The 26,029-nt window shown below is 66.8% G+C and carries 22 protein-coding genes and 1 pseudogene; 20 read left to right on the top strand and 3 right to left on the bottom strand.

The features are described from left to right. Positions 1-50 precede the first annotated feature (50 nt). Genes BMW87_RS31220 through BMW87_RS31210 form a run of 3 tightly spaced genes read left to right on the top strand, consistent with a single transcriptional unit; the run spans position 51 to position 3,270 of the window. Positions 51-1,880, top strand: a complete 1,830-nt coding sequence (locus BMW87_RS31220) for an ArnT family glycosyltransferase (RefSeq protein WP_093081750.1) — start codon at positions 51-53, stop codon at positions 1,878-1,880. Continuing rightward, positions 1,877-2,872, top strand: coding sequence for a glycosyltransferase family 2 protein (locus tag BMW87_RS31215; protein ID WP_093081748.1), 996 nt, complete (start codon positions 1,877-1,879; stop codon positions 2,870-2,872). Before BMW87_RS31220 ends, BMW87_RS31215 begins: the two co-directional genes overlap by 4 nt. After that, complete coding sequence (locus tag BMW87_RS31210) at positions 2,869-3,270, top strand: GtrA family protein (protein ID WP_093081745.1); 402 nt, start codon at positions 2,869-2,871, stop codon at positions 3,268-3,270. Before BMW87_RS31215 ends, BMW87_RS31210 begins: the two co-directional genes overlap by 4 nt. Positions 3,271-3,294: 24 nt before the next feature. Here BMW87_RS31210 and BMW87_RS31205 read toward each other — a convergent pair whose 3' ends face one another. The 3 genes from BMW87_RS31205 to BMW87_RS31195 all read right to left on the bottom strand — a co-directional run bounded on the left by BMW87_RS31205 (position 3,295) and on the right by BMW87_RS31195 (position 6,105). Continuing rightward, positions 3,295-4,494: an amidohydrolase family protein gene (locus BMW87_RS31205; RefSeq protein ID WP_093059271.1), complete on the bottom strand. Its 1,200-nt coding sequence runs from the start codon at positions 4,492-4,494 to the stop codon at positions 3,295-3,297. Then, entirely contained in the window at positions 4,449-5,213 is a 765-nt protein-coding gene (locus BMW87_RS31200; protein WP_093081743.1) for a TetR/AcrR family transcriptional regulator, read from the bottom strand. Before BMW87_RS31200 ends, BMW87_RS31205 begins: the two co-directional genes overlap by 46 nt. A 118-nt stretch (positions 5,214-5,331) precedes the next feature. Then, on the bottom strand, positions 5,332-6,105 hold the full coding sequence (locus BMW87_RS31195) for a ferredoxin--NADP reductase (protein WP_093059274.1): 774 nt from the start codon (positions 6,103-6,105) through the stop codon (positions 5,332-5,334). Positions 6,106-6,416: 311 nt separating this feature from the next. On the opposite strand from BMW87_RS31195, the gene BMW87_RS31190 reads away from it, so the two are divergent. The 17 genes and pseudogenes from BMW87_RS31190 to BMW87_RS35605 form a co-directional block, all read left to right on the top strand. Beyond that, the gene (locus BMW87_RS31190; protein ID WP_093081740.1) at positions 6,417-8,036 is read left to right on the top strand and encodes a 6-hydroxynicotinate reductase; all 1,620 of its coding nucleotides are present in this window, start codon (positions 6,417-6,419) and stop codon (positions 8,034-8,036) included. 2 nt (positions 8,037-8,038) lie between these two features. Then, positions 8,039-8,956, top strand: a complete 918-nt coding sequence (locus tag BMW87_RS31185; RefSeq protein WP_093081738.1) for a UPF0280 family protein — start codon at positions 8,039-8,041, stop codon at positions 8,954-8,956. A 21-nt stretch (positions 8,957-8,977) separates the two neighbouring features. After that, positions 8,978-9,619 carry an amino acid synthesis family protein gene (locus BMW87_RS31180; protein ID WP_093081735.1) on the top strand — a complete coding sequence of 214 codons (642 nt, stop codon included), beginning with the start codon at positions 8,978-8,980 and terminating at the stop codon, positions 9,617-9,619. Positions 9,620-9,651: 32 nt separating this feature from the next. Continuing rightward, positions 9,652-10,236 (top strand): amino acid synthesis family protein, encoded by a 585-nt coding sequence (locus BMW87_RS31175; protein WP_093059282.1) that lies wholly within the window; start codon positions 9,652-9,654, stop codon positions 10,234-10,236. Between the two features lie 67 nt (positions 10,237-10,303). After that, entirely contained in the window at positions 10,304-11,509 is a 1,206-nt protein-coding gene (locus BMW87_RS31170; protein ID WP_093059284.1) for an ABC transporter substrate-binding protein, read from the top strand. Positions 11,510-11,539: 30 nt separating this feature from the next. Then, positions 11,540-13,474, top strand: coding sequence for an ABC transporter permease (locus BMW87_RS31165; RefSeq protein WP_093081733.1), 1,935 nt, complete (start codon positions 11,540-11,542; stop codon positions 13,472-13,474). After that, positions 13,471-14,280, top strand: a complete 810-nt coding sequence (locus BMW87_RS31160; RefSeq protein ID WP_093059288.1) for an ABC transporter ATP-binding protein — start codon at positions 13,471-13,473, stop codon at positions 14,278-14,280. Before BMW87_RS31165 ends, BMW87_RS31160 begins: the two co-directional genes overlap by 4 nt. Beyond that, positions 14,277-15,011 carry an ABC transporter ATP-binding protein gene (locus BMW87_RS31155; RefSeq protein WP_093059290.1) on the top strand — a complete coding sequence of 245 codons (735 nt, stop codon included), beginning with the start codon at positions 14,277-14,279 and terminating at the stop codon, positions 15,009-15,011. The genes BMW87_RS31160 and BMW87_RS31155 overlap by 4 nt, the downstream gene beginning before the upstream one ends. A 31-nt stretch (positions 15,012-15,042) precedes the next feature. After that, positions 15,043-15,768, top strand: coding sequence for a bifunctional nicotinamidase/pyrazinamidase (gene pncA, locus BMW87_RS31150; protein ID WP_093081731.1), 726 nt, complete (start codon positions 15,043-15,045; stop codon positions 15,766-15,768). Positions 15,769-15,823: 55 nt separating this feature from the next. Beyond that, positions 15,824-16,984, top strand: coding sequence for an ABC transporter substrate-binding protein (locus BMW87_RS31145; RefSeq protein ID WP_371258879.1), 1,161 nt, complete (start codon positions 15,824-15,826; stop codon positions 16,982-16,984). Next, complete coding sequence (locus BMW87_RS31140) at positions 16,962-17,462, top strand: (2Fe-2S)-binding protein (RefSeq protein WP_093081726.1); 501 nt, start codon at positions 16,962-16,964, stop codon at positions 17,460-17,462. Before BMW87_RS31145 ends, BMW87_RS31140 begins: the two co-directional genes overlap by 23 nt. Then, positions 17,459-21,160, top strand: coding sequence for a molybdopterin cofactor-binding domain-containing protein (locus BMW87_RS31135; protein WP_093081724.1), 3,702 nt, complete (start codon positions 17,459-17,461; stop codon positions 21,158-21,160). The genes BMW87_RS31140 and BMW87_RS31135 overlap by 4 nt, the downstream gene beginning before the upstream one ends. Before the next feature lie 89 nt (positions 21,161-21,249). After that, positions 21,250-22,431, top strand: coding sequence for a fumarylacetoacetate hydrolase family protein (locus tag BMW87_RS31130; RefSeq protein WP_093081722.1), 1,182 nt, complete (start codon positions 21,250-21,252; stop codon positions 22,429-22,431). A 151-nt stretch (positions 22,432-22,582) separates the two neighbouring features. Then, entirely contained in the window at positions 22,583-23,677 is a 1,095-nt protein-coding gene (gene tssA / locus BMW87_RS31125) for a type VI secretion system protein TssA (protein ID WP_093081720.1), read from the top strand. 91 nt (positions 23,678-23,768) lie between these two features. Beyond that, the gene (gene tssB, locus BMW87_RS31120) at positions 23,769-24,347 is read left to right on the top strand and encodes a type VI secretion system contractile sheath small subunit (protein ID WP_093081718.1); all 579 of its coding nucleotides are present in this window, start codon (positions 23,769-23,771) and stop codon (positions 24,345-24,347) included. Between the two features lie 33 nt (positions 24,348-24,380). Next, a complete protein-coding gene (gene tssC, locus BMW87_RS31115; protein WP_093059305.1) occupies positions 24,381-25,889 on the top strand; it encodes a type VI secretion system contractile sheath large subunit in 1,509 nt (502 codons plus the stop codon). 47 nt (positions 25,890-25,936) lie between these two features. After that, positions 25,937-26,029, top strand: a pseudogene (locus tag BMW87_RS35605) (type VI secretion system tube protein Hcp); the annotation flags it as partial.

The following is a 26,029-nucleotide window of genomic DNA, read 5'->3' as shown; positions in this document are numbered from 1 at the left end:
CTGCCGGCCGGCGCGGCCGCCCGGCGCCGGGAGTTGTTATTCAGAAGCTGATGTTTGCAGCCGCGCACTACGCGGCACTGGCGGTTTTCGTGTTCAGCTGCTGGGGTTACGGCCGCGCATTGCTGGGCCGCATGGCCCCGCCGCCGCGCCGCGACGCTGGGCTCGAAGCCGCCATGGCCGTGGCGCTGGGCGTTGGCCTCTTCATCTGCGCGTTCCAGGCGCTGGCCATCTTCGGGGCCTTCAAGATGGGCGCGACCGTGGCGCTTGTCGTGGCGGGCTTCGTTGCGGCGGCGATCCAGCTGCCGTCGTGGCTGCGCGTGCGGCGTGCCCTGCGTGCGAACGAACCCGCCGCGCCGTGGACCTACTTCGAACGCGTCGCGATGATCGCGCTGGCCCTGGTCGCATTGCCCGCGCTGGTAGCGCCGCTCGCGCCGCCGATCGCCTTCGACGAGCTGATGTACCACTTGCCGTATGCGCGCCAGGTCGCGCAGCAGGGCTCGCTGGGCATCCACGACTGGCTGCGCTACCCCTGGTTCCCGTACAACTACAACCTGCTCTACGCCGCCGCACTGCAGGTCGGCGACGACGTGCTGCCGCACTTCCTCAATGCACTGGCGGGTGCGCTGTCGGTGGTGATGATCTTCCGCCTCGGCATCCTGCACGCCAACCGGCTCACCGCCTGCATCGGCGCGGCCATCTGGCTGGGGCTTGGCGATTATTCGAACGCACTGATCGACATGGGCGTGGCGCTGTTCGTGCTGTCGGCCTGCGTGGCGCTGTGGTGGTGGCGCGAATCGGAACCCGGAAAGCCCGTGCACGGCGGCATGCGCTGGCTCGGCGTGGCTGCGTTCTGCCTTGGCGTGGCCGCGGGCTCGAAGTACCAGGCGCTGATCTTTCTGCCGCTGGTGGCGCTGTTCGTCATTCGCCACGAGCGCCGGCCCCAGGCATGGGCGCTGGTGTTCGTCTGCTTCCTGATCCCGTGCGTGTACTGGTACGCGCGCAACGCCGTCATGACGGGCGACCCGTTCAACCCTATCGGTGCGCGCGTGTTCGGCTTCACCGAATGGACGCCGGCCGACTACGTGCAGCAGGTGGCGGATGTGCGCGTGCATGCCGAACTGCCCAATGCGCTGATCTGGTCCGTGTTCTTCGCACCGTTCAGCGTGCTGTGGAAGCGCTCCGCGGCAGTGCGCGCCGCTGGCTGGTTCTGCCTGTACTCGGTGGTGGTCTGGGTCGTGACCTCGCGCTATCCACGCTACCTGACGGCCTCGTTCCCGCTGCTGGCCGCCATCGCGGCGATCGGCTGGCAGGTGCTGTTCGGTTGGGCCGCATCGGGCTTGCGCCGCGTGTTCGGTTCGAAGGAGAAGCAGCAGGATGCCGGCGCCGTCGCGACGGGCTCGATGAGCCGCGACACCGCGCGTTCCGGCGCCCGCGCGGGCGACTGGGTGCTCGTGCTGCTGCTGGCCGTGCTGGCTGCCGTGTCGGTGCGCCAGACCGCGGTGAAGGTGTCGATGGTCTCGATCACCCCGGAAGCCCGCGATGCCGTGCTGCGCAAGCACGTGCCGGGCTATGCAGTCATGGACTACCTGCGCCGCACTGCCACCGGCCGCGTCTACCAGATCGCGCTGAACGAGGCGATCTACTACGGCCCCAACCCCATCTGGGGCGACACGCTCGGGCCGTGGCGCTACACCGACTTCGGGCGCCTGTCGGGCGGCGATCTCGCGCGCAAGCTCGGTGGCCTGGGCTTTGTTGCGGTCGTCCTGCCAGACAGCGTGGTGCCGGTGTTCAGCGCGCGTGTCGACTTCGACAAGTACTTCGCCGTGGAGTACGAGAAGGACGGCAGCCGGGTCTACCGTATCCTTCCCGCCGCACAATGACCGACGCCAATTTCCCCACCACCCACGGCAGCAGCGGCCTGCGCATTGCCGCGGTGATCCCCTGCTACAACGAGGCGCTAGCCATCGCCCAGGTGGTGGCGGGCTTTCGCGCTGCGCTGCCAGAGGCCGAGATCCACGTCTTCGACAACAACTCCAGCGACGACACGGCCGCCGTGGCGCGCGCGGCCGGCGCCATCGTCACGCACGTGACCCTGCGCGGCAAGGGCAACGTGGTGCGGCGCATGTTCGCCGACGTCGATGCCGACGTGTACGTGATGGTCGACGGCGACGCCACCTATGACACCGGCGCCGCGCGCCGGCTCATCGACCGGCTGGTGAGCGACAACCTCGACATGGTGGTCGGCAGCCGCGTGGACGACGGCCAGGACGCGCATACCTATCGCACCGGCCACCGCCTGGGCAATCGCATGCTCACGGGTGCCGTGGCGCAGCTGTTCGGTGGTGGCCTGAGCGACATGCTCTCGGGCTACCGCGTGTTCTCGCGGCGCTATGCCAAGTCGTTCCCGGCGCTGTCGCGCGGCTTCGAGACCGAAACCGAACTTACCGTGCACGCGCTCGAACTGCGCATGCCCTATGCCGAGGAAAGCACCGCCTACAGCACGCGCCCCGAGGGCTCGGTGAGCAAGCTCTCGACCTACCGCGACGGCTGGCGCATCCTGAAGACAATCTGCAAGCTGTTCGTGAGCGAGCGGCCGCTGCAGTTCTTCTCGATCATCGGGGGGCTGCTGGTGCTGATGTCGGTCGCGCTGGTCTTGCCGCTCGTCATGACCTACATGCACACCGGCCTGGTGCCCCGGCTCCCCACGGCGGTGCTGGCCACGGGTGCGATGCTGGCTGCCATGCTGTCCTTCGTGTGCGGCGTTGTCATGCAGGCCATCACGCTGGGGCGACGGGAGGCCAAGCGGCTTAGCTACCTCGCGATTCCTAGCGTGCGCGAGCAGGCGGCCCGCGGCACACGCACTTCACGATGAAGATCGGACGCGAGTTCCTCTCCTTCGCCCTCGTCGGCGTGATCGGGCTCGTGGTCGACGTGGTCGTGCTGTACCTCGTAGCGCCGTTGCTGGGCTGGTACGGCGCGCGGGTGGTGTCGTTTCTCGCAGCGGCGACCACCACCTGGGCCTTCAACCGCCGCTACACCTTCGCGGCCAGCGCATCGGCCGGCCGCTCCCTCTGGCGCGAGTACCTGGGCTACCTGGCGACCATGGCCGCCGGCGCGGTGCTGAACTACGGCGCCTATGTGCTGACGCTGCACTGGGTCGAAGGGCGCTGGGCCGCGGCCCTGGGCGTGGCGCTGGGCAGCCTTGCCGGCATGAGCGCCAACTTCCTGTCGGCGCGCTACCTGGTCTTTCGCTCGCACCGCGGCGGCTGAGGCCGCCGGGTGTCGTGGCGCGTGTCAGTGCGCGCCGGAAACCACCACCGGGATTTCAGTCGCGGGCGGCGTATTGCGGCTGCGGCCGCAGCGCACGATGCCGTCGATCATCACCATGCCCACGCCCGGAATGTCGCCGAGCTGCACGCTTTCGAGCAGGCCCGGCGCGGGCGAATGCTGTGCGCGGTCCATGAACACGAAGTCGGCATCGCGGCCCACTTCGATCAGCCCGCAGTTGAGCTTTCGGATCTTCGCCGTGTTGCCGGTCGCGAAGCAGAACACCAGCTCGGCCGGAATGTTCGCGATGGACGACAGCATTGCCACCATGCGCAGGATGCCCAGCGGCTGCACGCCCGAGCCCGCGGGCCCGTCGGTGCCGAGAATCACGCGGTGCGGGCACTTGAGCTCCAGCGCCGCCTTGGCCGCCGCGATGGCCACCTTCTCGTTGCCGTTGTGCACGATCTCGATGGCGCGCGAGCTCTTCTCGCAGAGCTCACACACGTGAGCCTCGGGCAGTGAGGTGTGGCCGCCGTTGATGTGGCCAATGATGTCGGCGTCGGCCTCGAGCACAACATCTTTGTCGATCAGGCCCGAGCCCGGGATCGACGGGCCGCCCGTGTGGATGGTGCTCTGGATGCCGTACTTGCGCGCCCAGGCCACCATCTCTTTCGCCTCGTAGCCGGCCTTGACAGAGCCCAGGCCCACTTCGCCGAGCAGGCCCACGCCGGCTTCGGCGAGTTCCTTGAAGTCGCTCTCGACCATGCCCTTCTCGATGACGGGCGCGCCCGCCAGAACCTTCACGCCGCCGGGGCGGAAGTTGTCGAAGGCGCGCTGCGCGGTGATGGCCAGGGCCTTCAGGCCCACGATGTCCTTGGGGCGGCCGGGCAGGTGCACCTCGCCGGCGGAAATCATGGTGGTCACGCCGCCGTGCATGGTGGAGTCGATCCAGCCGATCTGGCCCTGGCGCGGCGTCCAGTCGCCGAACACCGGATGCACGTGGCTGTCGATCAGGCCTGGCGCCACGCAGGTCTTCTTCGCGTCGATGACGGTCTGCGCGCCTTCGAGATCGCAGTCTTTCTCTTTGCCGACCGCGACGATCAGGCCGTCGTTCACCACGATGGTGTCGGCGTCGAGGATGGGCTTGTCGATGTCGCCCGAGAGCAGCAGCCCGATGTTCTTTATGACGACCTTGCCCGACTTGCCGCCGGCTGCGATTTCTGCCATTTCGATGTGTCCTCGTGGGGTGGTGTGTTGTCTTGCGGCTCGTCCGCTTCTGTATCCGCGTCCGCGCGCACCGTGCGCAGCAGCGTCTCGATCACGAAGTCTTCCCAGTGCGTGATCGCCTCCGGTGACTCCAGCGGTTCACCGAGGAAGGCGGTGAGCGTGTGGCGGTTGGAGGTGTAGAAATAACCCGTGGACGCGATCAGCAGGTAGATGTCGCGCGCCACCAGTTCCTTGCGGAACAGGCCCTGCGCAGCGCCGCTGGCGAGGATTTCCGCAATGATCGCCACCGCGCGCGACGAATACTCGCGCGCCCGCAGCGACTTCGAAATGTGCCGGCCCTTGTGCAGGTTCTCGGTGTTCAGCAGCGTCACGAACTCGGGGTTCTTGCGGTAGTAGCCCAGCACGAAGCGGATGACTTCGGTGAGCGCTTCCACCGGCCGCGAGGCGTCGAGCGCGATGGCGGCCTCGGCGTCGTCCATGCGCTGGTAGATGCCTTCGAGCACCGCAATGAAGAGGCCTTCCTTGCTGCCGAAGTAGTAATAGATCATCCGGTCGTACGACTTCGCGGCCTTGGAGATCTTCTCCACGCTGCCGCCGTCGTAGCCGTATTTGGCGAACACCTTGGTCGCCGCCTTCAGGATGCTGTCGCGCGTGGCCTGTGCGGCCGCCTCGCGCACGCCCGTGCGGCGCTGCGGCTTGGTGACTACCTTGCGTTCCATCGGAGGGCGGAATGAAGAGGGAGGCGGTCGCCGCCGGGCCGCCCCAAGGCGGACCGCGCCTCCCCCATGGGGGGTGGAGTTACACGAGCACAGCGAGTGAAAAGCCGGGGGGCCTTCATTACTTCTCTGCGAACGCGCGCTCGACCACGAAGTCGCCCGGCGTGCTCGTGTTGCCTTCCTTGAAGCCGCGCTTTTCCAGGATGTGCTTCAGGTCGACCAAGAGGCCGGGGCTGCCGCACAGCATGACGCGGTCTTCCTCGACGTTGAGCGGCGGCAGGCCGAGGTCGTCGGTGAGCTTGTTGCTCTCGATCAGGTCGGTGATGCGGCCCTGGTTGCGGAACTCCTCGCGCGTGACGGTCGGGTAGTACAGCAACTGCTTGGCGATCATCTCGCCGAGGATCTCGTGCTTGGGCAGGTGGTCGGTCACGAGGTCGTGATAGGCCAGCTCGTCGACCTGGCGCACGCCGTGCACCAGGATGACCTGCTCGAACTTCTCGTACGTGTCCGGGTCGCGGATGATGCTCATGAACGGTGCGAGGCCGGTGCCGGTGCCGAACAGGTACAGGCGCTTGGCCGGCAGCGTGTAGTCGATCAGCAGCGTGCCCGTGGGCTTGCGGCCCACGATGATGGTGTCGCCCACCTGGATGTGCTGCAGCTTCGAAGTCAGCGGGCCTTCTTCCACCTTGATGCTCAGGAACTCGAGATGCTCCTCGTAGTTCGGGCTCACGATGCTGTAGGCGCGCAGCAGGGGCTTGTTGTTGACCTTCAGGCCGATCATTGTGAAATGACCGTTCGAGAAGCGCAGCGCCGGGTCGCGCGTGGTGGTGAAGGTGAACAGGCGGTCGGTCCAGTGGTGGACGCTCAGGACGCGTTCTTCGCTGAATGCACTCATACGGAACTCAAGAGTTGGTTGGTAACAGGGGAGGTTGGCTGAGCCGACGTGCACGCCTTTGGGGCGAAAACCGCCGGCCGGCTCCGAACCCTCCATTGTCGTTGGTCGTAAAAACCCCGATGAACATCGCGAGAAAACACCATTGCAAGCATCGGGCCTGTTTGCTACATTGACTGCGAATGTAGTGAACGCAACATGAAAGTGTAGGGAATGCTACACAAACGGAAGTCGGTGCACAAGCGGGCGGACGGCACGTTTGTTGCAAACCCCGACAGCCAGGATTTGCCCACATACGCCCACGAGATTGCCCGATGACAGAACACACCAAGACAGATGGCCTCCCCGGCATGGACATGCCCGTGGTGGCTGAAGCCGGCAGCGGCGCCTTCGGCAAGGCGCCGCCGCGCAACGAGCGCATGAGCACTGCCAAGGTCGAGTGCAACGCCTGCCCGGTGCTGTGCCAGATCTCCGACGGCCGCACCGGCGCCTGCGACCGCTATGCCAACCGCGAAGGCGTGCTGGTGCGCGTCGATCCCGTGGTGCTGTTGCGCCGGACGATCGAAAGCGAAGCGCCTGCGCTGGTGCCCTTCAATCGCACCGGCGCCGAAACGGCCCCGGCTCCTGCCGAGCGCGACTGGAACGGCGACCTGCTGCACGCCGACGAAGTCTTCGTCACCGGCGTGGGCTCGTCCACCACCTACCCCGACTACAAGCCCGCGCCCTTCATCGTTGCATCGAAGGCCCAGGGCGTCGACATGGTCACCGTCGTCACCGAAGGCATCTTCAGCTACTGCAGCTTCAAGGTGAAGATCGACACCGACCGCTTCCTCGGCTCCGAGCAGGCCAACGTGCGCTATCGCGGCGAAGTCGTGGGCCACGTCACCACGGCCGAATACGGCTCGCAGATGCTCTCGCTCGGCGGCGTGCACCACCTTACTGGCGGCAGCAAGAAGGAAGGCCGCATGACGGCCGAGCTGATGCAGCTGCTGGGCAACAAGAAGGCCGTGGAGTGCACCATCGACGGCGGCTCCACCCTCGTCATCCAGGCCGGCAAGGCGCCCATCGTCAACGGCGTCGAAGAGCAGCGCATGCGCGTGGGCTGCGGCTCCGCGGCGGTCGGCATCTTCGCGCGCCAGTTCGCGGGCGTGGCCGACGAAGTGGTGGTGGTCGACGACCACATCACCGGCGTGCTCACCGAGCACCAGGCTGGTCGCTGCCTCGACATGGCGCCCTCGGGCATCCAGATGCTGGGGCGCAAGTCCACGCCGGGGCGCTACTTCCAGGTGGCGAACCCGGGCAACGGCTGGGGCGGCACCGACATCGCCGATCCGCTCGCGATCATCGAGGGCTGGGAAGAGGGCGTCGCGCGCCCCGGCCTGCGCCTGCTCATGACCTCGACCACCGGCGAGCACGCGCAGTGGTACGTGCTCGACGATGCACTGAAGCCCGTCGAGCAGCCCATGCCAACGGAGGTGAAGCGCATCGTCGATCGCATCGGCGAGAACTGCGAACCCTCGCTGTGCACTGTGCTGTTCCTCGGCGGCGCGGGCGGAAGCCTGCGCGCGGGCGTCACCGAAAACCCGGTGCTGCTCACGCGTGCCATCAAGCGCGCGCTGGTCAACGTCACATGCGGCGGCGCGCCGGCATACGTGTGGCCCGGCGGCGGCATCACCGTGATGGCGGACGTCATGCGCATGCCCGACAACAGCTTCGGCACCGTGCCCACGCCAGCCATCGTCGCGCCCATCGAGTTCAGCATGCGGCGCGACGACTACGAAGCGCTCGGCGGCCACATGGAACACATCTTCCCGCTCGAACAGGCGCTCGCGCGCGGTGCATGGCAGGAAGACGGCGCACCGCTCGCACGCCAATGGCTCGCGATGGACGACGCCAATCCGTGGCCGCTCGGCCACGCTCCCATGCTGGGCTGATCATGTCCGCCCAACGCGCAGCGCTCGACAAGAACCGCTGGCATTTCAACCACGGCCCGATCGACATCGTGGCCGAGGCGCATGGCGACCCGTACGCCGTCGCGGCCGCGCACGACGCCGCGTGGGCGCGCTTCGCCCACGTGCTCGACGAACTGGTGCACGAGCTGCCGCTGCTGCGCCTGCCCGTCACCGACAAGATGCGTCCGCGCAACGTGGTGGCGCGCCGCATGTGGGACGCCTGCGCCGCGTTCTCGCCGATGTTCATCACGCCGATGGCGGCGGTGGCCGGCTCGGTCGCGCAGGAGCTGATCGCGTTCTACGAGCGTCCCGGCATCGAGCGCGCATGGATCAACAACGGCGGCGACATCGCGCTGCATTTCGCGCCCGGCCAGTCCGCGCGCGTGGGCGTGTTCGCCGACCTTGCGCGCTTCGACTGGCGCGATCATGTCGATGGTGGCAGCGGCATCCTCACCACCGACGGCCAGTTCGAGCTGCACGCCGACCAGCCCGTGCGCGGCGTTGCCACCAGCGGCTGGCGCGGGCGCAGCTTCTCGCTGGGCATCGCCGACAGCGTGACGGTCCTGGCCGCCACTGCAGCGCAGGCCGATGCGGCGGCGACAGTGATTGCCAACGCCGTCGATGTCGACGACGACACCATCGCGCGCCGCCCCGCGAACGAATGCAAGGACGACAGCGACCTCGGCGACACCCTCGTCACCGTCGACGTGCCCACGCTGGCCCCCGGGCAGGTGCGCAGCGCACTCGATACGGGCGTGGTGTGCGCCAAGGTCCTGCAAAAAGGCGGGCTTGTGTGGGCCGCTCTACTCGTTTGTCAGGGGCAGTGGCGACTTGTCGAGCCCTTATGCTCGAAGGCGCTCAAGACCGAGCTGCCGAAAGCAGTTGGTTCAGTATTTGCTTAACGAAAAGCAAGGTTCTTTTTCATGATCGAAATCCGACGCGTCTTCACCCATGTCGAGCACATCCACCACGAGTTCGGACCGCGCGCCGAAACGCCGCTGGTGCGCGGTGCCATCGGCGCGGTGCTGACCAATCCGTTCGCCGGCCGCTACGAGCCCGACATCCTGCCGATGATGGCGCTGCTCGACCCCGTAGGCGTCGACATGGCGCACAAGCTGCACGCCGCCATGGACGTGCCGCTGGAGCAGATCGCCACCTACGGCAAGGGCGCCATCGTCGGCGCCGACGGCGAGCTGGAGCACGGCGCGCTGTGGCACGTGCCCGGCGGATACGCAATGCGCGAGCTGCTCGGCTGGAAGGGCAGCCGCGTTGCCTACACCGCAGGCACGGCCGAGGAGAAAACCGCCCAGCCCGGCAATGCGCTGTCCATCGTGCCCTCGACCAAGAAGGTCGGCCCGCCCGGCGCCGCGCTCGATGTGCCGCTGACCAACATCAACGCCAGCTACGTGCGCGGCCAGTTCGACGCCATCGAGGTGCGAGTGCCCGGTGCGCCGGCTGCGGACGAGATCGTCTTCATCCTCGCGATGAGCACGGGCTACCGCGTGCATGCCCGTGTCGGCGGCCTGCTCGCAGAGAACATCAGCAAGTGGGACGGCCTGCGCTGACCCGCACAGAGACAAGACAAGGAACACAGAACATGACCGCCAACATCCGCAAGCTCGTCATCCAGGTCGATGAAACCCGCAAGGAAATGGGCAAGGACGTCACGCCGCCCACGCGCCGCGCCGTCGCCATCGCCGTGATCGAGAACCCCTACGCCGGTCGCTACAGCGAGAACCTAGACGAGCTGATCGCCATCGGCGAAGAACTCGGCGCGCTGCTCGGCCAGAAGGCCGTGAAGGCTCTGGGCATCGAGCCCGGCCAGGCGCAGAGCTACGGCAAGGCCGCCATCGTCGGCGAGCGCGGCGAGCTCGAACACGCCGCCGCCATCCTGCATCCCAAGCTGGGCGCGCCGCTGCGCGTTGCGGTCGAGAAGGGCGCCGCACTCGTGCCCTCGGCCAAGAAGCAAGGCACGCTGGGCACCGCCATCGACGTGCCGCTCGGCCACAAGGACGCAGCCTTCGTGCGCAGTCACTTCGACGCGATCGAAGCCCGCGTGAGCGATGCACCGCGCGCCAACGAGATCGTGGTGGCGGTTGCCGTCACCGACAGCGGCCGTCCGCTGCCGCGCATCGGCGGCCTGCAGGCCCATGAAATCAAGGGCGAAGACGGTCTTCGCTGACGCTGTCTTTCGCTCTCGCCCAATCACGGTGTTTTCTTTCCTCATTCGATCTCAAGGAGCTTTCCCCATGAACCCATTGCGTCACGTCTTCAGCGCCGCGGCCCTCGCTGCGCTGACCACTGCTCTCGTTCCCGCGCATGCGCAGGGCGTGATCAAGATCGGCGAGGTCAACAGCTACAAGGCACAGCCCGCCTTCCTGGAGCCCTACAAGAAGGGCATGGAGCTGGCCGTCGAAGAAATCAACGCCAAGGGCGGCGTGAACGGAAAGAAGATCGAGCTCATCACGCGCGACGACAACGCCAACCCCGGCGACGCCGTGCGCGTGGCCGAAGAACTGGTGGCGCGCGAGAAGATCGACGTGCTCACCGGCACCTTCCTGTCGAACACCGGCCTGGCCGTGGCCGACTTCGCCAAGCAAAAGAAGATCTTCTTCCTGGCCGGCGAGCCGCTGACCGACAAGATGACCTGGCAGGGCGGCAACGAATACACCTACCGCCTGCGTCCCGGCACCTACATGCAGGCAGCGATGCTCGTGCCCGAGGCCGTCAAGCTCAAGAAGAAGCGCTGGGCCGTCGTGTACCCCAACTACGAATACGGCCAGTCGGCCGTGGCTGCCTTCAAGGCGCTGCTGAAGGCCGCGCAGCCCGACGTCGAGTTCGTCGCCGAGCAGGCGCCGCCGCTGGGCAAGGTCGACGCAGGCGCCGTGGTCCAGGCGCTGGCCGATGCCAAGCCCGACGCAATCTTCAACGTGCTGTTCGCCGCCGACCTGTCGAAGTTCGTGCGCGAAGGCAACACCCGCGGCCTGTTCAAGGACCGCACCGTCGTCAGCGTGCTGACCGGCGAGCCCGAGTACCTCGACCCGCTGAAGGACGAAACGCCCAACGGCTGGATCGTGACCGGCTACCCCTGGTATGGCATCCAGACGCCAGAGCACAAGGCCTTCTTCCTCGCGTACCACGCCAAGTACAACGACTATCCGCGCCTCGGCTCGGTGGTCGGCTACAGCATGATCAAGTCGGTCGCGGCCGGCGCTGCCAAGGCCAAGAGCACCGAAACGCCGAAGCTCCTCGAAGCCTTCAAGGGCCTGCAGGTCGATACGCCCTTCGGCAAGATCAGCTACCGCGCCGAAGACCACCAGTCCACCATGGGCGCCTTCGTCGGCAAGACGAAGAACGAAAACGGCAAGGGCGTGATGGTCGACTACACCTACTTCGACGGCGCGAAGTTCCAGCCCTCCGCCGCCGACGTCAAGAAGTCGCGCGCCGCCGACTGACCCTGATCCTTTTTCGGAACGCTTGCACCCATGAGCCTCTCGTCCCTGCTGCTTCAGTTCCTCACCGGGCTGTCGTCGGCTTCGTCGCTGTTCCTCGTGGGGGCCGGCCTTTCGTTGATCTTCGGCGTCACGCGCATCGTCAACTTTGCGCATGGCTCCTTCTTCATGGTCGGCATCTACCTGGCCTACACGCTGGTCGAGAAGCTCGGCGGCGGCATGGGCTTCTGGCCCGCGCTGGTGATTTCCGCGCTCGCGGTCGGCATACTCGGCGCGCTGATCGAGATGGTGCTGCTGCGCCGCATCTACAAGTCGCCCGAGCTGTTCCAGCTGCTGGCGACCTTCGCACTGGTCCTTGTCATCAAGGACGCGGTGCTCTACATCTGGGGGCCTGACGAACTGCTCGGGCCGCGCGCGCCGGGCCTGTCGGGCTCCGTCGAAATCCTGGGCCGGCAGTTTCCGACCTACGACCTGTTCCTGATCGTCGTCGGCCCGGTCGTGCTCGGCCTGATGTGGCTGCTGCTCACGCGCACCCGCTGGGGCACGCTGGTGCGTGCCGCCACGCAAGACCGCGAGATGGTCAGCGCGCTGGGCGTGAACCAGGCCTGGCTCTTCACCGCGGTGTTCGCGCTCGGCGCCATGCTCGCAGGCCTGGGCGGTGCGCTGCAGCTGCCGCGCGAGCCGGCCACGCTTGCGATGGACCTCAACACCATCGGCGCGGCCTTCGTGGTCGTGGTGGTGGGCGGCATGGGCTCCATTCCGGGCGCCTACGCGGCCGCGTTGCTGATCTCCGAGATCAAGGCCGTGTGCATCTGGCTCGGTGTGGTGGAAATCTTCGGCTACAGCGTGTCCTTCTCGAAGCTCACGCTGGTGGTCGACTTCATCGTCATGGCCATCGTGCTGGTGTGGCGCCCGTGGGGCCTGTTCGGCCGGCCGCAGGCGCCGAGCCGCTACGTGGGCATGGCCGAGGAGCCGCTGCGCCGCGCGAGCAAGGGCTACCTGTGGCTGGTCGCCGCGCTCGGCGTGGTGCTCATGGCGATGCCGCTGCTCACCGCCGATTCGCCCTACACCACGGTGCTGATGATCGACCTGCTGATTGCCGCGCTGTTCGCCGCCAGCCTGCACTTCATCATGGGGCCGGCCGGCATGCACTCGTTCGGGCATGCCGCCTACTTCGGCCTCGGGGCTTACGGCGCCGCGCTGCTGGTGCGCTCCAGCGGCCTGCCGATGGAAGTGGCGCTCATCGTGGCTCCGCTCGTCGCGGCCATCGGCGCCTTCATCTATGGCTGGTTCGCCGTGCGGCTGTCGGGCGTGTACCTGGCCATGCTCACGCTGGCCTTCGCGCAGATCACCTGGGCCATCGTCTACCAGTGGGATTCGTTCACCGGCGGCAGCAACGGCCTCACGGGCGTGTGGCCTTCGGAGTGGCTGTCGGACAAGCGCACCTACTACTGGCTCACGCTGGTGCTCGTGGCCGCCGGCGTCATGATGCTGCGCCGCGTGCTGTTCTCGCCCTTCGGCTATGCGCTGCGCGCGGGCCGCGATTCGGTGCTGCGCGCCGACGCCATCGGCATCGACGTCAAGCGCATGCAGTGGACGGCCTTCGTCGTCGCGGGCGCCGCGGCCGGGCTGGCCGGCTCGCTCTACGCCTTCTCCAAGGGCAGCATCTCGCCAGAGAGCCTCAGCGTCGACAAGTCGGTCGACGGACTGGTGATGGTGCTGCTGGGCGGCATCCAGACGCTGGCGGGGCCGGTGGTCGGCGCCGTCACCTTCAGCTGGCTGCACGACACCGTGGCGCGCAACACCGACTACTGGCGCGCGACGCTCGGCGCCATCATCCTGATTCTCGTGCTGCTGTTCCCGCAGGGCATCGCAGGCTTCGCGAAGCAGCTGACCGACAAGCTGCTGCGCCGCACCAAGCCCGATGCGGCGCCTGTGGCCGCCGAGGCGAAGGAGGCCAAGGCATGACGACCACTTCCAACGCACCCCTGCTCAAGGTCGAGAACCTCGGCAAGTCCTTCGGCGGCGTGAAGGCCGTCGATGGCATCAGCTTCGAACTGCATGCCGGCGAACTGCTAGCGCTCATCGGCCCCAATGGCGCCGGCAAGTCGACCACCTTCAACATGGTCAACGGCCAGCTCAAGGCCGACCAGGGTTCGATCCTGTTCGACGGGCACGAGCTTGTGGGCCAGAAGCCGCGCGCCATCTGGCGCCAGGGCGTGGGCCGCACCTTCCAGATTGCCGAAACCTTCGCCTCGCTCACCGTGGTCGAGAACGTGCAGATGGCGCTGCTGTCGCACGACGGCAAGCTGTTCTCGATGTGGCGCCGCGCGGCCGACCACAAGCGCGACGAAGCACTGGCGCTGCTCGACCAGGTCGGCATGAAGTCGCAGGCCGACCGGCCCTGCAGCGTGCTGGCGTACGGCGACGTGAAGCGCGTCGAACTCGCCATCGCGATGGCCAACAGCCCCAAGCTGCTGCTGATGGACGAGCCCACCGCCGGCATGGCCCCCAAGGAGCGCAACTCGCTCATGGCGCTGACCAAAGATCTCGTCATCCAGCGCGGCATGGCCGTGCTCTTCACCGAGCACAGCATGGACGTGGTGTTCGCGTACGCCGACCGCATGATCGTGCTGGCGCGCGGGCGCCTCATCGCGCAGGGCAAGCCGCTCGAAATCCGCGACCACCCCAAGGTGCAAGAGGTCTACTTCGGCAGCGGCAAGACATTCGAGAAGATCGCAGAGAAAGCCGCAGCCCTTGGAGTCGCCGCATGAGCACACACGAACCCCTCCTGCAGGCCAAGGCCCTGTGCGCCTGGTATGGCGCCGCGCAAATCCTTTATGACGTCGACCTCGAAGTGCGTCGCGGCGAAGTGGTTGCGCTCATGGGCCGCAACGGCGCGGGCAAGTCGACCACGCTGAAGACGCTCATCGGCATGCTGACCAAGCGTCGCGGCGCGGTGCGCTTCCTGGGCCACGACATCTCCAGGAGCGAGCCGCACCACGCAGCGCGCCTGGGCCTGGGCTTCGTGCCCGAAGACCGCCGCGTGTTCACCGACCTCACGGTGATGGAGAACCTCGAAGTCGGCAAGCAGCCCGCGCGCCGCTGGGCCGACGGCACCGATGCGCCGCTGTGGACGCCCGAGCGCCTGTTCAAGCTGTTCCCCAACCTCGGCGAAATGCCGAACCGTCCGGGCGGGCGCATGAGCGGCGGCGAGCAGCAGATGCTGACCGTGGCGCGCACGCTCATGGGCAACCCGTACCTCGTGCTGCTCGACGAGCCTTCCGAAGGCGTGGCACCGGTGATCGTCGAGCAGATGGCCAACATGATCCTGGAGCTCAAGGCGCAGGGCGTGAGCATCCTGCTGTCGGAGCAGAACATGCACTTCGCCGAACTGGTGTCCGACCGCGCCTATGTGCTCGAGAAGGGGCAGATCCGCTATCACGCCACCATGGCCGAGCTTGCGGCCAACGACGAAGTTCGCCGCGCCTACCTGAGCGTCTGAGTTTTTCCTTCAACCCATCGGAGTCCATGCCATGCATCGCAGAACCCTCGTGAAATCCGCCGCCGCCCTCGGGCTGGCCGGCGGCTTCGGCAGTGTCGGTTTCAACGCCTTCGCGGCGGGCAAGATCAAGCCCGGCGACAAGGCCGCGCTGATCGTGGTCGACGTGCAGAACTGCTTTCTCGACGGCGGCACGCTGGCTGTGAAGGGCGGCAACGAAGTCATTCCGGTCATCAATGCACTGGCGCCCGCGTTCCAGAACATCGTCGTCACGCAAGACTGGCACACGGCGGGCCATGCGTCCTTCGCGAGCACCTACAGCGGCAAGAAGCCCTTCGAGACCACCAAGCTCAGCTACGGCACGCAGGTGCTTTGGCCCGACCACTGCGTGCAGGGCACTGAAGACGCCGCGCTCGGCAAGGAGCTGAAGGTGCCCACCGCGCAGCTGATCATCCGCAAGGGCTTCCACAAGGAGATGGACAGCTACTCGGCCTTCGAGGAAGCCGATCACAAGACGGCCACGGGCCTGGCCGGCTACCTGAAGGCGCGCGGCATCAAGACCGTGTACGTCACCGGCCTGGCCACCGATTTCTGCGTGGCATGGACCGCGATGGACGCGCGCAAGGCAGGCTTCGAGGCCTACGTGATCGAGGACGCCACGCGCGGCATCGATCTCAACGGCTCGCTGGCCGCGGCGTGGAAGCAGATGACGGCCAAGGGCGTCAAGCGCATACAGTCCGCCGACATCCAGACCGCCTGAGATCGCACCGCGAAGAACAACGACGAACAACAAGAAAACACGAGACACACGACGCATGAAGCTTTCGATCTCAAGGCGCGCCATGGTGGCGGGCAGTGCGGCCCTGGTCCTCGGCCCCGGCCTGCTGCGTTCGGCACGCGCGGAAAACGGCGTGACCGACACCACCATCCGCATCGGCCAGTCGGCCGTGTTCAGTGGGCCGGCGAAAGACTTCGGCGTCGACTACCGCGCGGGCATCAAGCTGTACTTCGACCGGGTCAACAAGTCGGGCGGCGTCAACGGTCGCAAGATCGAACTCGTCACCTACGACGACGCATACGACCCCGCAAAGACCGCCGTCAACACTGCGAAGCTGATCGACGAGGACAAGGTCTTCGCGCTCACCGGCTACGTGGCCACCGGCAACCTCGCGGCCGCGATGCCGCTGGCCGAGAAGGCGGGCGTGCCGATGTTCGCACCGCTGGTGGGCACCAGCTCGTTCCGCACCAAGGTCAACCGCTACCTGTTCCATGTGCGCGCGGGCTACGACCTGGAGCTGCGCAAGATCATCAGCCACCTCTCGACCATCGGCATCCAGTCGATCGCGGTGGTCTACCAGGACAGCGCCTTCGGCAAGTCGAACCTCGCCACCTGCGAGGAGCTGGCGGCCGACCACAAGGTGAAGGTGCTGAAGACCTTCCCGCTGGCCATCACGGCCGAGGACGCGAAGCAGGTCGTCACCGGTCTGTCTGAAGCCAAGCCTGGCGCGGTCGTGATGATCATGGCCGGGCGCATGGTCGAAGTGTTCATGCGCGATTACCGCGCGAACGGCGTGGGCGCGCCGCTGTACACGCTGTCGGTCGGCATCACCGACGCGGCCGGTTCGGCCAAGCGGCTCGACGGCAAGCTCGCGGGGCTGGTCACGGCCAGCATCGTGCCGCCGCCGCAGGCGCAGCGGATGCCCATCGTGGCCGACTACCAGCGCGACCGCGCGGAGTTCGGCGAGAAGATCGACAGCTACACCGCGCTGGAAGGCTACATCGTCGCGCGCGTGATGGTCGAGGGCCTGCGCCGCGCGGGCAAGACACTCACGCGCGACAGCTTCATCGCCGGGCTCGAAAGCATCGGCAGCACGCGCATCGGCGACTTCCCCGTCGAGTACAGCGCGAAGAACCACAACGGCTCGACCTTCGTGGACCTGGAGATGTACACCCGTGACGGCCAGTTGCGGCGCTGAGCCGCTGCACCTGCTGGTCAACGGCCAGGCGCAATCGATCGAGGGCGTGCCGCGCGAAGCAACGCTGCTGCACCTGCTGCGCAACGACCTGGGGCTGAACGGCCCCAAGTACGGCTGCGGGCTGGGGCAGTGCGGCGCATGCACGGTGCACGTCGACGGCGTGGCGGCGCGCTCGTGCGTGATTCCCGCGCGTGGCGTGGCGGGGCGATCCATCACAACGCTCGAAGGGCTGGGCGCGCGCGGCGACTGGCATCCGGTGCAGGCCGCCTTTGAAGACGCGCAGGCTGCGCAATGCGGCTACTGCCTCAACGGCATGGTGATGCAGGCGGCGGCCTTGCTTGCACGCGATCCGGATGCGAGCGATGCGCGCATCCGCAGCGAGCTTTCGGGCAACCTGTGCCGCTGCGGCACCCACATCGAAATTCTCGACGCCGTGCAACGCGCGGCGGCGCGCATGCGCGCGCATCCGGCCCCATGACGCGACGCGCCGATCTTCCGCGGACCCGCGCCGAGTTCCTGTCGGCCAATGGCGTGCTGCTGGTGGTGCGCGAGACCCCGCTCGCACCGCCGCCCGCCAAGGGCCAGCCCGCGTTCATTGCCGGCAACCCGATCGAAGGCGACGAGATCCTGCTCGCCGTGTGGGACGACGGCAGCGCCTCGGCACTCAACGGCCACGTCGACCTGGGCACCGGCATCCAGACCGCGCTCGGGCAGATCGTGGCCGAGGAACTCGACCTCGGCATGCCCTGCGTGCGCGTGATGCTCGGCGACACCGCGCGCGCGCCCAACCAGGGCGCGACGATTGCGAGCGCGTCGATCCAGATCCATGCGCAGCCGATGCGGCTTGCCGCCGCGCAGGCGCGTGCATGGCTGATGGCGCGCGCGGCTGAGCGCCTGGGCGTGGCCGTCGATGGACTGCGGGCGCACAACGGCGTGGTGCGAGTCACCGAAGCGCCGGACCGACACGTCAGCTATGCCGAGCTGGTTGCCGGCCAGCGCACCGTGCTTCGGCTCGATCCGCTGGCGCAGCCAAAGAACCCCGCCGATTACCGCGTCGTCGGCACACGGCAGGCGCGCGTCGACATTCCGGCCAAGCTGGCAGGCGAGCTCGTGTTCGTGCACGACATGCGCGTGCCCGGCATGCTGCACGGGCGCGTGGTGCGACCACCGTATGCGGGCGCGGACCATGGCGAGTTCATCGGCAACACGCTCGAGGCGGTCGATGAATCGTCGATTGCGCACATCCCCGGCATCCGCGCCGTGGTCGTGATCCGCGACTTCGTCGGCATCGTGGCCGAGCGCGAGGAGCACGCCGAGCAGGCCTTGCGTGAACTGCGCGTCACGTGGAAGCCATGGCCCGGCATGCCTGACCTGGGCGACCTGGCGCAGGCGCTGCGCGACAACCCGTCGACGCAGCGCCTGCTGGTCGATGAAGGCGATGTCGATGGCGCCATTGCCGCCGCCGCGCAGCCGATGCATCGCACCTACGTGTGGCCATACCAGATGCATGCCTCCATCGGCCCTTCGTGTGCGCTCGCCGACTGGCAGCCGGCCGACGGCAGCGGCATGCAGTTGCGTTGCTGGGCCGGCTCGCAGAATCCGCACGTGCTGCGCGCCGATCTCGCGAAGCTCATGGGCGTGGAGGACGTGCAGGTCGACGTGGTCCGCATGGAAGCTGCTGGCTGCTATGGCCGCAACGGCGCCGACGACGTGGCCGCCGATGCGGCGCTGCTCGCCCGTGCGGTCGGCGCGCCGGTGCGCGTGCAGCTCACGCGCGAGCAGGAGCATGCGTGGGAGCCCAAGGGCGCCGCGCAGCTCATGGAGATCGACGGCGGCCTCATGGCAGACGGCCGCGTCGCTGCATACGACTTCGAAACCTCTTATCCGTCGAACGGTGCGCCCACGCTTGCGCTGCTGCTCACGCGCACCATCGAACCGGTGGCGCAGGCTTTCGAGATGGGCGACCGCACCGCGCGACCGCCCTATACGTACGACAACCTGCGCGTGAAGGTCAACGACATGGCGCCGATCGTGCGCGCCTCGTGGTTGCGCGGCGTGTCGGCGCTGCCCAGTTCGTTCGCACACGAGTCGTACATCGACGAGCTGGCGACTGCTGCGGGTGTGGACCCGGTGCAGTTCCGCTTGCGGCACCTGGAAGATCCGCGTGCGGTCGAGCTGGTGCAGGCCACGGCGCAGAAGGCCGGCTGGCGCATGCGAACCGGGCCGCAGGAGAACGCGGACGGTGGGCTCGGCGAAGGCGGCGACATCCTCTTCGGGCAAGGCTTTGCGTACGCTCGCTACATCCACAGCAAGTGGCCGGGCTTCGGCGCCGCGTGGGCCGCGTGGGTGGCTGACGTCGAGGTCAATCGCAAGACCGGCGAGGTGCATGTGCGCCGCGTGGTGGTGGGGCATGACGCGGGGCTGATGATCAACCCGGCAGGGGTCGAGCATCAGATACACGGCAATGTGATCCAGACCACGAGCCGGGCGCTGAAGGAGCAGGTGCGGTTCGCGCCGCAACAGCAGCAGCAAGGCACGGCGACAGGTGCGCAGCTGCCGGGCGTGCTGCCTTCGGGCGTGGTCGCGAGCCGCGAGTGGGGCAGCTACCCGATCATCAATTTCCGCGAAGTGCCGGTGATCGAGGTGATGCACATGCCCCGGCCCGGCGAACCTTCGCTGGGGGCGGGCGAGTCGTCTTCGGTGCCGGGGACTGCGGCGATCGCGAATGCCATCTTCGATGCGACGGGGGTGCGATTTCGCTCGCCGCCGTTTACGCCGGAGACGGTGCTGGCGGAATTGAACCGGGGGTTGCCTGGTGACGCCGTCGTGCCCCCATCCCAACCTTCCCCCAGAGAGGGAAGGAGCAATGCAGCCTGGCCGCGCCGCAAAGGCTTGTGGGCTACCGGCGCCGCGCTCGTCGTCGGCGGCATCGGCGTTGTCGCCGGCCTGCTCGGCTGGCGCTCCGCTATTGCGCCCGTATCGCTCACCGCTCCGGTCTACAGCCAGGCCACCATCGACCGCGGGCGTGTGCTCGCAGCCGCCGGTGACTGCGCCGTGTGCCACACCGCACCCAATGGCACTCCCAATGCGGGCGGCCGCGCGATGGAAACGCCCTTCGGCACACTCTACACGACCAACCTCACGCCCGACCCCGAGACGGGCCTCGGCCGCTGGTCCTTCAGCGCCTTCCAGCGTGCGATGCGCGAAGGCGTCTCGCGCGACGGCCACTACCTGTACCCCGCGTTCCCCTACACCGCATTCGCGAAGACCAGTGACGACGACCTGCAGGCGCTCTATGCGTACTTCATGTCGATGCCTGCGGTGCGTGCGGAAACGCCGAAGTCCGAGCTCAAGTTTCCGTTCAGCATGCGGCCGCTGATGGCCGGATGGAATGCGCTCTTCCATGACCCGACGCCGATGCAGCCCGCGGCCACGCAGAGCGCGGAATGGAACCGTGGTGCGTATCTCGTCAACGGCCTCGGCCATTGCGGCGCCTGCCACACGCCGCGCAATGCGCTCGGCGCGGAGCAGGGCGGCAGCGCCTTCCTGTCGGGCGCCATGATCGATGGCTGGGAAGCACCGGCGCTCACGCACCTGTCGAAGTCAGCGGTGCCGTGGGACGCCGACGAGCTCTATCGCTACTTGCGCCACGGCCACACGCAGCGCCATGGCATCGCCGGCGGGCCGATGGCCGAGGTGGTGCGCGAGCTTGCGCAGGTGCCGGATGAAGACGTACGCGCGATGGCAACCTACCTCGGTTCGTTCAATCCAACACCGTCCGTGCAACCGACTGTCGTGGCACAGCAAGCGGTCGATAACGCTGCACGCACGCAGGGCCAGTTGCTCGGTCCCGCGCAGCGCATGTTCGACAGCGCCTGCGCCTCCTGCCACCACGACGGCAACGGCCCCACGCTGCTTGGCGTGAACACGCCGCTCGCGCTCAACAGCAACCTCACGAGCGCGAGGCCAGACAACCTGCTGCGCACCATCCTCGACGGCGTGCGCGAGCCCGCGAGCCGCGACATCGGTTTCATGCCCGCGTTCCGCGAAGTGCTCGACGACCGGCAGATCGCCGAGCTTGCCGGCTACATGCGCACGCGCTTCGCACCGCAGGAGCCTGCGTGGGCCAACCTGCCTGCCGACGTGGCGCGCGTGCGCGCCGCGCCGGGACACTGACACCAGAAAGAGAAGAGCCGGCCGCGTCGCAATCCGCTGTGCGCCGCTACGATGCAACGTAGCGCACACATCCAAGGAGACACCACGCCATGCCGCTCGATCTTTCAATCTCTTCCAGCCTGCCCCGCGACGCCGAACGCGCCACCCTCGTTGGCCGCATCTGGCAACCCGGCGTGGGCCCCGTGCTGGTGGCCGTGCACGACGGCGACCTGTACGACCTGTCGAAGCTCGCGCCGACCATGAGCGACCTGCTCGAAGGCAAGGAGGCGCCTGCAGAAGCCGTTCGCCATGCATTGCAGGGCGCGCCGCGCATCGCCGCGCTCGACGAAGTCCTTGCCAACAGCGACGAGACCGTGCGCGACACGAGCAAGCCCTGGCTGCTCGCACCCTGCGACCTGCAGGCCATCAAGGCCAGCGGCGTCACCTTCGTCGCGAGCCTGCTCGAACGCGTGATCGAAGAGCAGGCGCGCGGCGACGCATCGAAGGCCGAGGCCACGCGCGCGGCCATCGGCGGCGTGCTCGGCGACAACCTTGCCGACATCGTGCCGGGCTCGCCCAAGGCCATGAAGGTCAAGGAAGTGCTGATCGCGCAGGGCGCGTGGTCGCAGTACCTCGAAGTCGGCATCGGCCCCGACGCCGAGATCTTCACCAAGGCCCCGGTGCTCTCCGCCGTGGGCACGGGGGCCGACGTCGGCATTCACTCGGGCTCGGTGTGGAACAACCCGGAGCCCGAGGTCGTCCTCGCCGTCAACAGTCGCGGCGAGACGCTTGGCGCCGCGCTGGGCAACGACGTTAACCTGCGCGACTTCGAAGGCCGCAGCGCGCTGCTGCTCGGCAAGGCCAAGGACAACAACGCCTCGTGCGCCATCGGCCCCTTCATCCGCCTGTTCGATGCGCACTTCGGCATTGCGGACGTGCGCCGCATCACCGTCGCGCTGGAAGTGACCGGCCCCGAGGGCTTCACGCTCGAGGGTTCGAGCTCGCTGTCGAAGATCAGCCGCGATCCGCTCGACCTCGTGGCGCAGACCGTGGGTAGGCATCACGCCTACCCTGATGGTTTCATGTTGTTTCTTGGAACGATGTTCGCGCCGACACAAGACCGTCATGGGCCTGGGCAAGGATTCACCCACGTCGTGGGCGACCGCGTGTGCATTGCCGCACCGGAACTCGGCGCCCTGGTCAATCGCGTTGTGCACGCGGACCAGGCGCCGATGTGGACTTTTGGTATCAGTGCGTTGATGCGCAATTTGAGTGAACGCGGTCTGCTGTGATTCGCATGTAGACGTTCCGTTTGAATTTCAAAAGGAGTTGTACTCCTTAGTAATTCATATGCGTCGTGTTGCAATCTGTTGCTGTTGACCGCGCCTCTTGTTCCCCTCAAGATTGCCGCTGTTACGAAACGGTTGAACAGGGAGAAGAGGTTTGTCGCCGAGCGAAATCGATCTATTGCAGTTGCCTGTGGAAGGCTCGCATCCGTGCGGTGAAGACCTGGAATACGACCCCGATTTCATGGCGTTGCACCAAGCAACAACCGGTAAGCGCGAGCAGCAATTCGGCTCGACGATCATCCCCGCCGAGCCACCCGACTGGGCCCGCGTGGAGCGCATCGCGAAGCAGCTGTGCACACGTACGCGCGACCTGCGGGTGCTGGTGCCCCTCACGCTGGCCTGGACCGAAAACCGTGGCTTGCCCGGCTATGTCGATGGGTTGCAACTCGTCGACGCCGTGCTGCAGAAATTCTGGGACGGTGTGCATCCGCGCGTTGTCGACGATGGCTTCGAAGACCCGCTGCCGCGCATGAATGCACTGGCCGCGCTGGCCGAGGCCGAGGGATTGGGGCGCAGTGTTCGCGATGCAAGGCTGCTCGAAGACGGCGGCGCATCAATGAGCCTGCGACAGGTCGAAGCCTTGCTCGACTCGAGCAAGACCGACCATCAGAACGATTACCCGGGCGGCATCGGCCGACTGCGGGACGCGGCGCGGCGCGCGCAGGAAAAGGCGGCGCCCCCGGTGGTGGCATTGCGTGCTGCGCTCGACCTGCTGCAGCGCATACGCGAGACCTGCGAGCGCGCGCTAGGTCAGAGCTGGGCGCCTGATTTCTCGCGGCTCGAACGCTCGCTGCGCACCGTGGCCCAGCTGTTGCCCGAGCAGGCGCAGAGCGAAGGGGTCGAGGCCGGCGAAGCCCACTCTGGAGCCGATCCGCAAGGGGCGGGAGTTGCCGGGCCGGCTGCGAAGGGTGCTGCTGCCGGCAGTGCAAATGGTGGTGCTGGCCTACGCACGGTGCCTATTAAAGATATTGAAATATCGACTCGTGATGATGTGCAAGTGTTGTTGGAAAAAGCTTGCCAGTTCATGGAGCGCACGGAACCCAGTCATCCGGCGCCCATGCTGATTCGCAGAGCGCAGCGGCTGCTGGATCTCAACTTCTTCCAGATCATCGAAGAGCTTGTGCCCGAGGGATTGCAAAAGATAGAAAGCCTTGCTGGACGCCCGCTGAACAGTGGGGGCAGCACGTAATAAGAAGAAGGCGGAGGCCGTCGCGGACTCCGCTGGCCGGCAGGACTGCCGGGGTCGTACCCACACGCATTACAGATTCAAGAGGAAGCTTATGGCAGACAACCGTGTCAGAAACAGTGGTCAGAAGTTCATTGCGCGTAACCGCGCGCCGCGTGTGCAGATCGAATACGACGTCGAGATCTACGGCAGCGAACGCAAGATCCAGCTGCCCTTCGTGATGGGCGTCATCGCCGATCTCGCGGGCAAGCAGGTCGACCCGATGCCCGACCTCGGCGAGCGCGAGTTCATGGCGGTGGACATCGACAACTTCGATGAACGCATGAAGTCCATCAAGCCGCGCGTTGCCTTCCAGGTGCCCAACACGCTCACCGGCGACGGCCAGATGAACGTCGACATCACCTTCGACAGCATGGACGACTTCTCGCCCGCGCGCATCGCCCGCCAGGTCGGCGCGCTGCAGCACCTGCTCGAAGCGCGCACCGAGCTGTCGAACCTGCTGTCCTACATGGACGGCAAGAACGGCGCGGAGCAACTGATCGCACAGGCGCTGCAGAACCCGGGGCTTCTCAAGTCGCTGGCCTCGGCGCCGAACCCGGCCGTCGCCAAGGCAGTGGAAGCCGCCAACGAAAAGGCCGGTACGCCCGGCAACCCAGGGACCTCTTCCGAGTAAGCGCGAGCACGAGCAGCAAGGACCGTCATCATCATGAGCACCGCCCCCAAACAGACCGCCGCGCGCGCACCCGCCTCCGTCGAAACGCTCGAGCCGAACGAGTTCTCCGACCTGCTGCAGCGCGAGTTCAAGCCCAAGACCGACCAGGCCCGCGAGGCGGTCGAGAACGCCGTCAAGACGCTGGCCGTGCAGGCGCTGGAAAGCACCGTCACCGTCTCCAACGATGCCTACCGCACGGTGCAGGCCATCATCACCGAGATCGACCGCAAGCTCTCCGAGCAGATCAACCAGATCCTGCACCACGAGGACTTCCAGCAGCTCGAAGGCGCGTGGCGCGGCCTGCACTATCTCGTGAACAACACCGAGACCGACGAGCAGCTCAAGATCCGCGTGATGTGCGCGTCCAAGCGTGAAGTGGCGCGCTCGCTCAAGCGCCACAAGGGTATCGGCTGGGACCAGAGCCCGCTGTTCAAGAAGATCTACGAAGCCGAGTACGGCCAGTTCGGCGGCGAGCCCTTCGGCGCGCTGATCGGCGACTTCCATTTCGACCACAGCCCACCCGACGTCGAGATGCTCAGCGAAATGGCCAAGATCGCCGCGGCCGCGCACTGCCCCTTCATCGCCGGCGCATCGCCCACCGTGATGCAGATGGACTCGTGGCAGGAGCTGTCGAACCCGCGCGACCTGACCAAGATCTTCCAGAACACCGAGCACACCGCATGGCGCAGCCTGCGCGACTCGGAAGACGCGCGCTACATCGGCCTGGCCATGCCGCGCTTCCTGGCGCGCCTGCCGTACGGCGCGCGCACCAATCCGGTCGACGAATTCGAGTTCGAGGAAGAGACCGACTCGGCCGCGCACAGCCGCTACACCTGGGCCAACTCGGCCTATGCAATGGGCGTGAACATCAACCGCTCGTTCAAGCAATACGGCTGGTGCACTTCCATCCGCGGTGTGGAGTCCGGCGGTGCGGTGGAGAACCTGCCCACGCACACCTTCCCGACCGACGACGGCGGCGTGGACATGAAGTGCCCGACCGAGATCGCCATCAGCGACCGGCGCGAGGCCGAGCTCGCCAAGAACGGCTTCATGCCGCTGGTGCACCGCAAGAACTCCGACTTCGCGGCCTTCATCGGTGCGCAATCGCTGCAGCTGCCGGCTGAGTACTACGACGCCGACGCCACGGCCAACGCGAACCTCGCGGCGCGCCTGCCGTATCTGTTCGCCTGCTGCCGCTTCGCGCACTACCTGAAGTGCATCGTGCGAGACAAGATCGGTTCGTTCCGCGAGCGCGAGGACATGGAGCGTTGGCTCAACGACTGGATCATGAACTACGTCGACGGCAGCCCCGGCACCTCGTCGCAGGACACGAAGGCAATGAAGCCGCTGGCGGCGGCGGAAGTCCAGGTGGAAGCCATCGAGGACAACCCGGGCTACTACGCCGCCAAGTTTTTTCTCCGGCCGCACTATCAGCTCGAAGGGCTGACGGTGTCGTTGCGGCTGGTTTCGAAGCTGCCATCCAACAAGAAGGACAGCAGCTAATTCAACGGTGTCCCGGAATCGGGCACATATAACTTTGGGGGTTAATCATGGCAGTAGACATGTTCATGCGCGTTGAAGGCGCGAACGGCGAATCGAAGGACTCGAACCACAAGGAGTGGACGGACATCAAGTCGTTTGCG

Origin of the sequence: Variovorax sp. OV084, assembly GCF_900111625.1 — a bacterium.
Lineage (GTDB): Bacteria > Pseudomonadota > Gammaproteobacteria > Burkholderiales > Burkholderiaceae_C > Variovorax.
The sequence above is the reverse complement of the archived record's forward strand: the minus strand, read 5'-3'. Positions and strand labels throughout refer to the sequence as shown.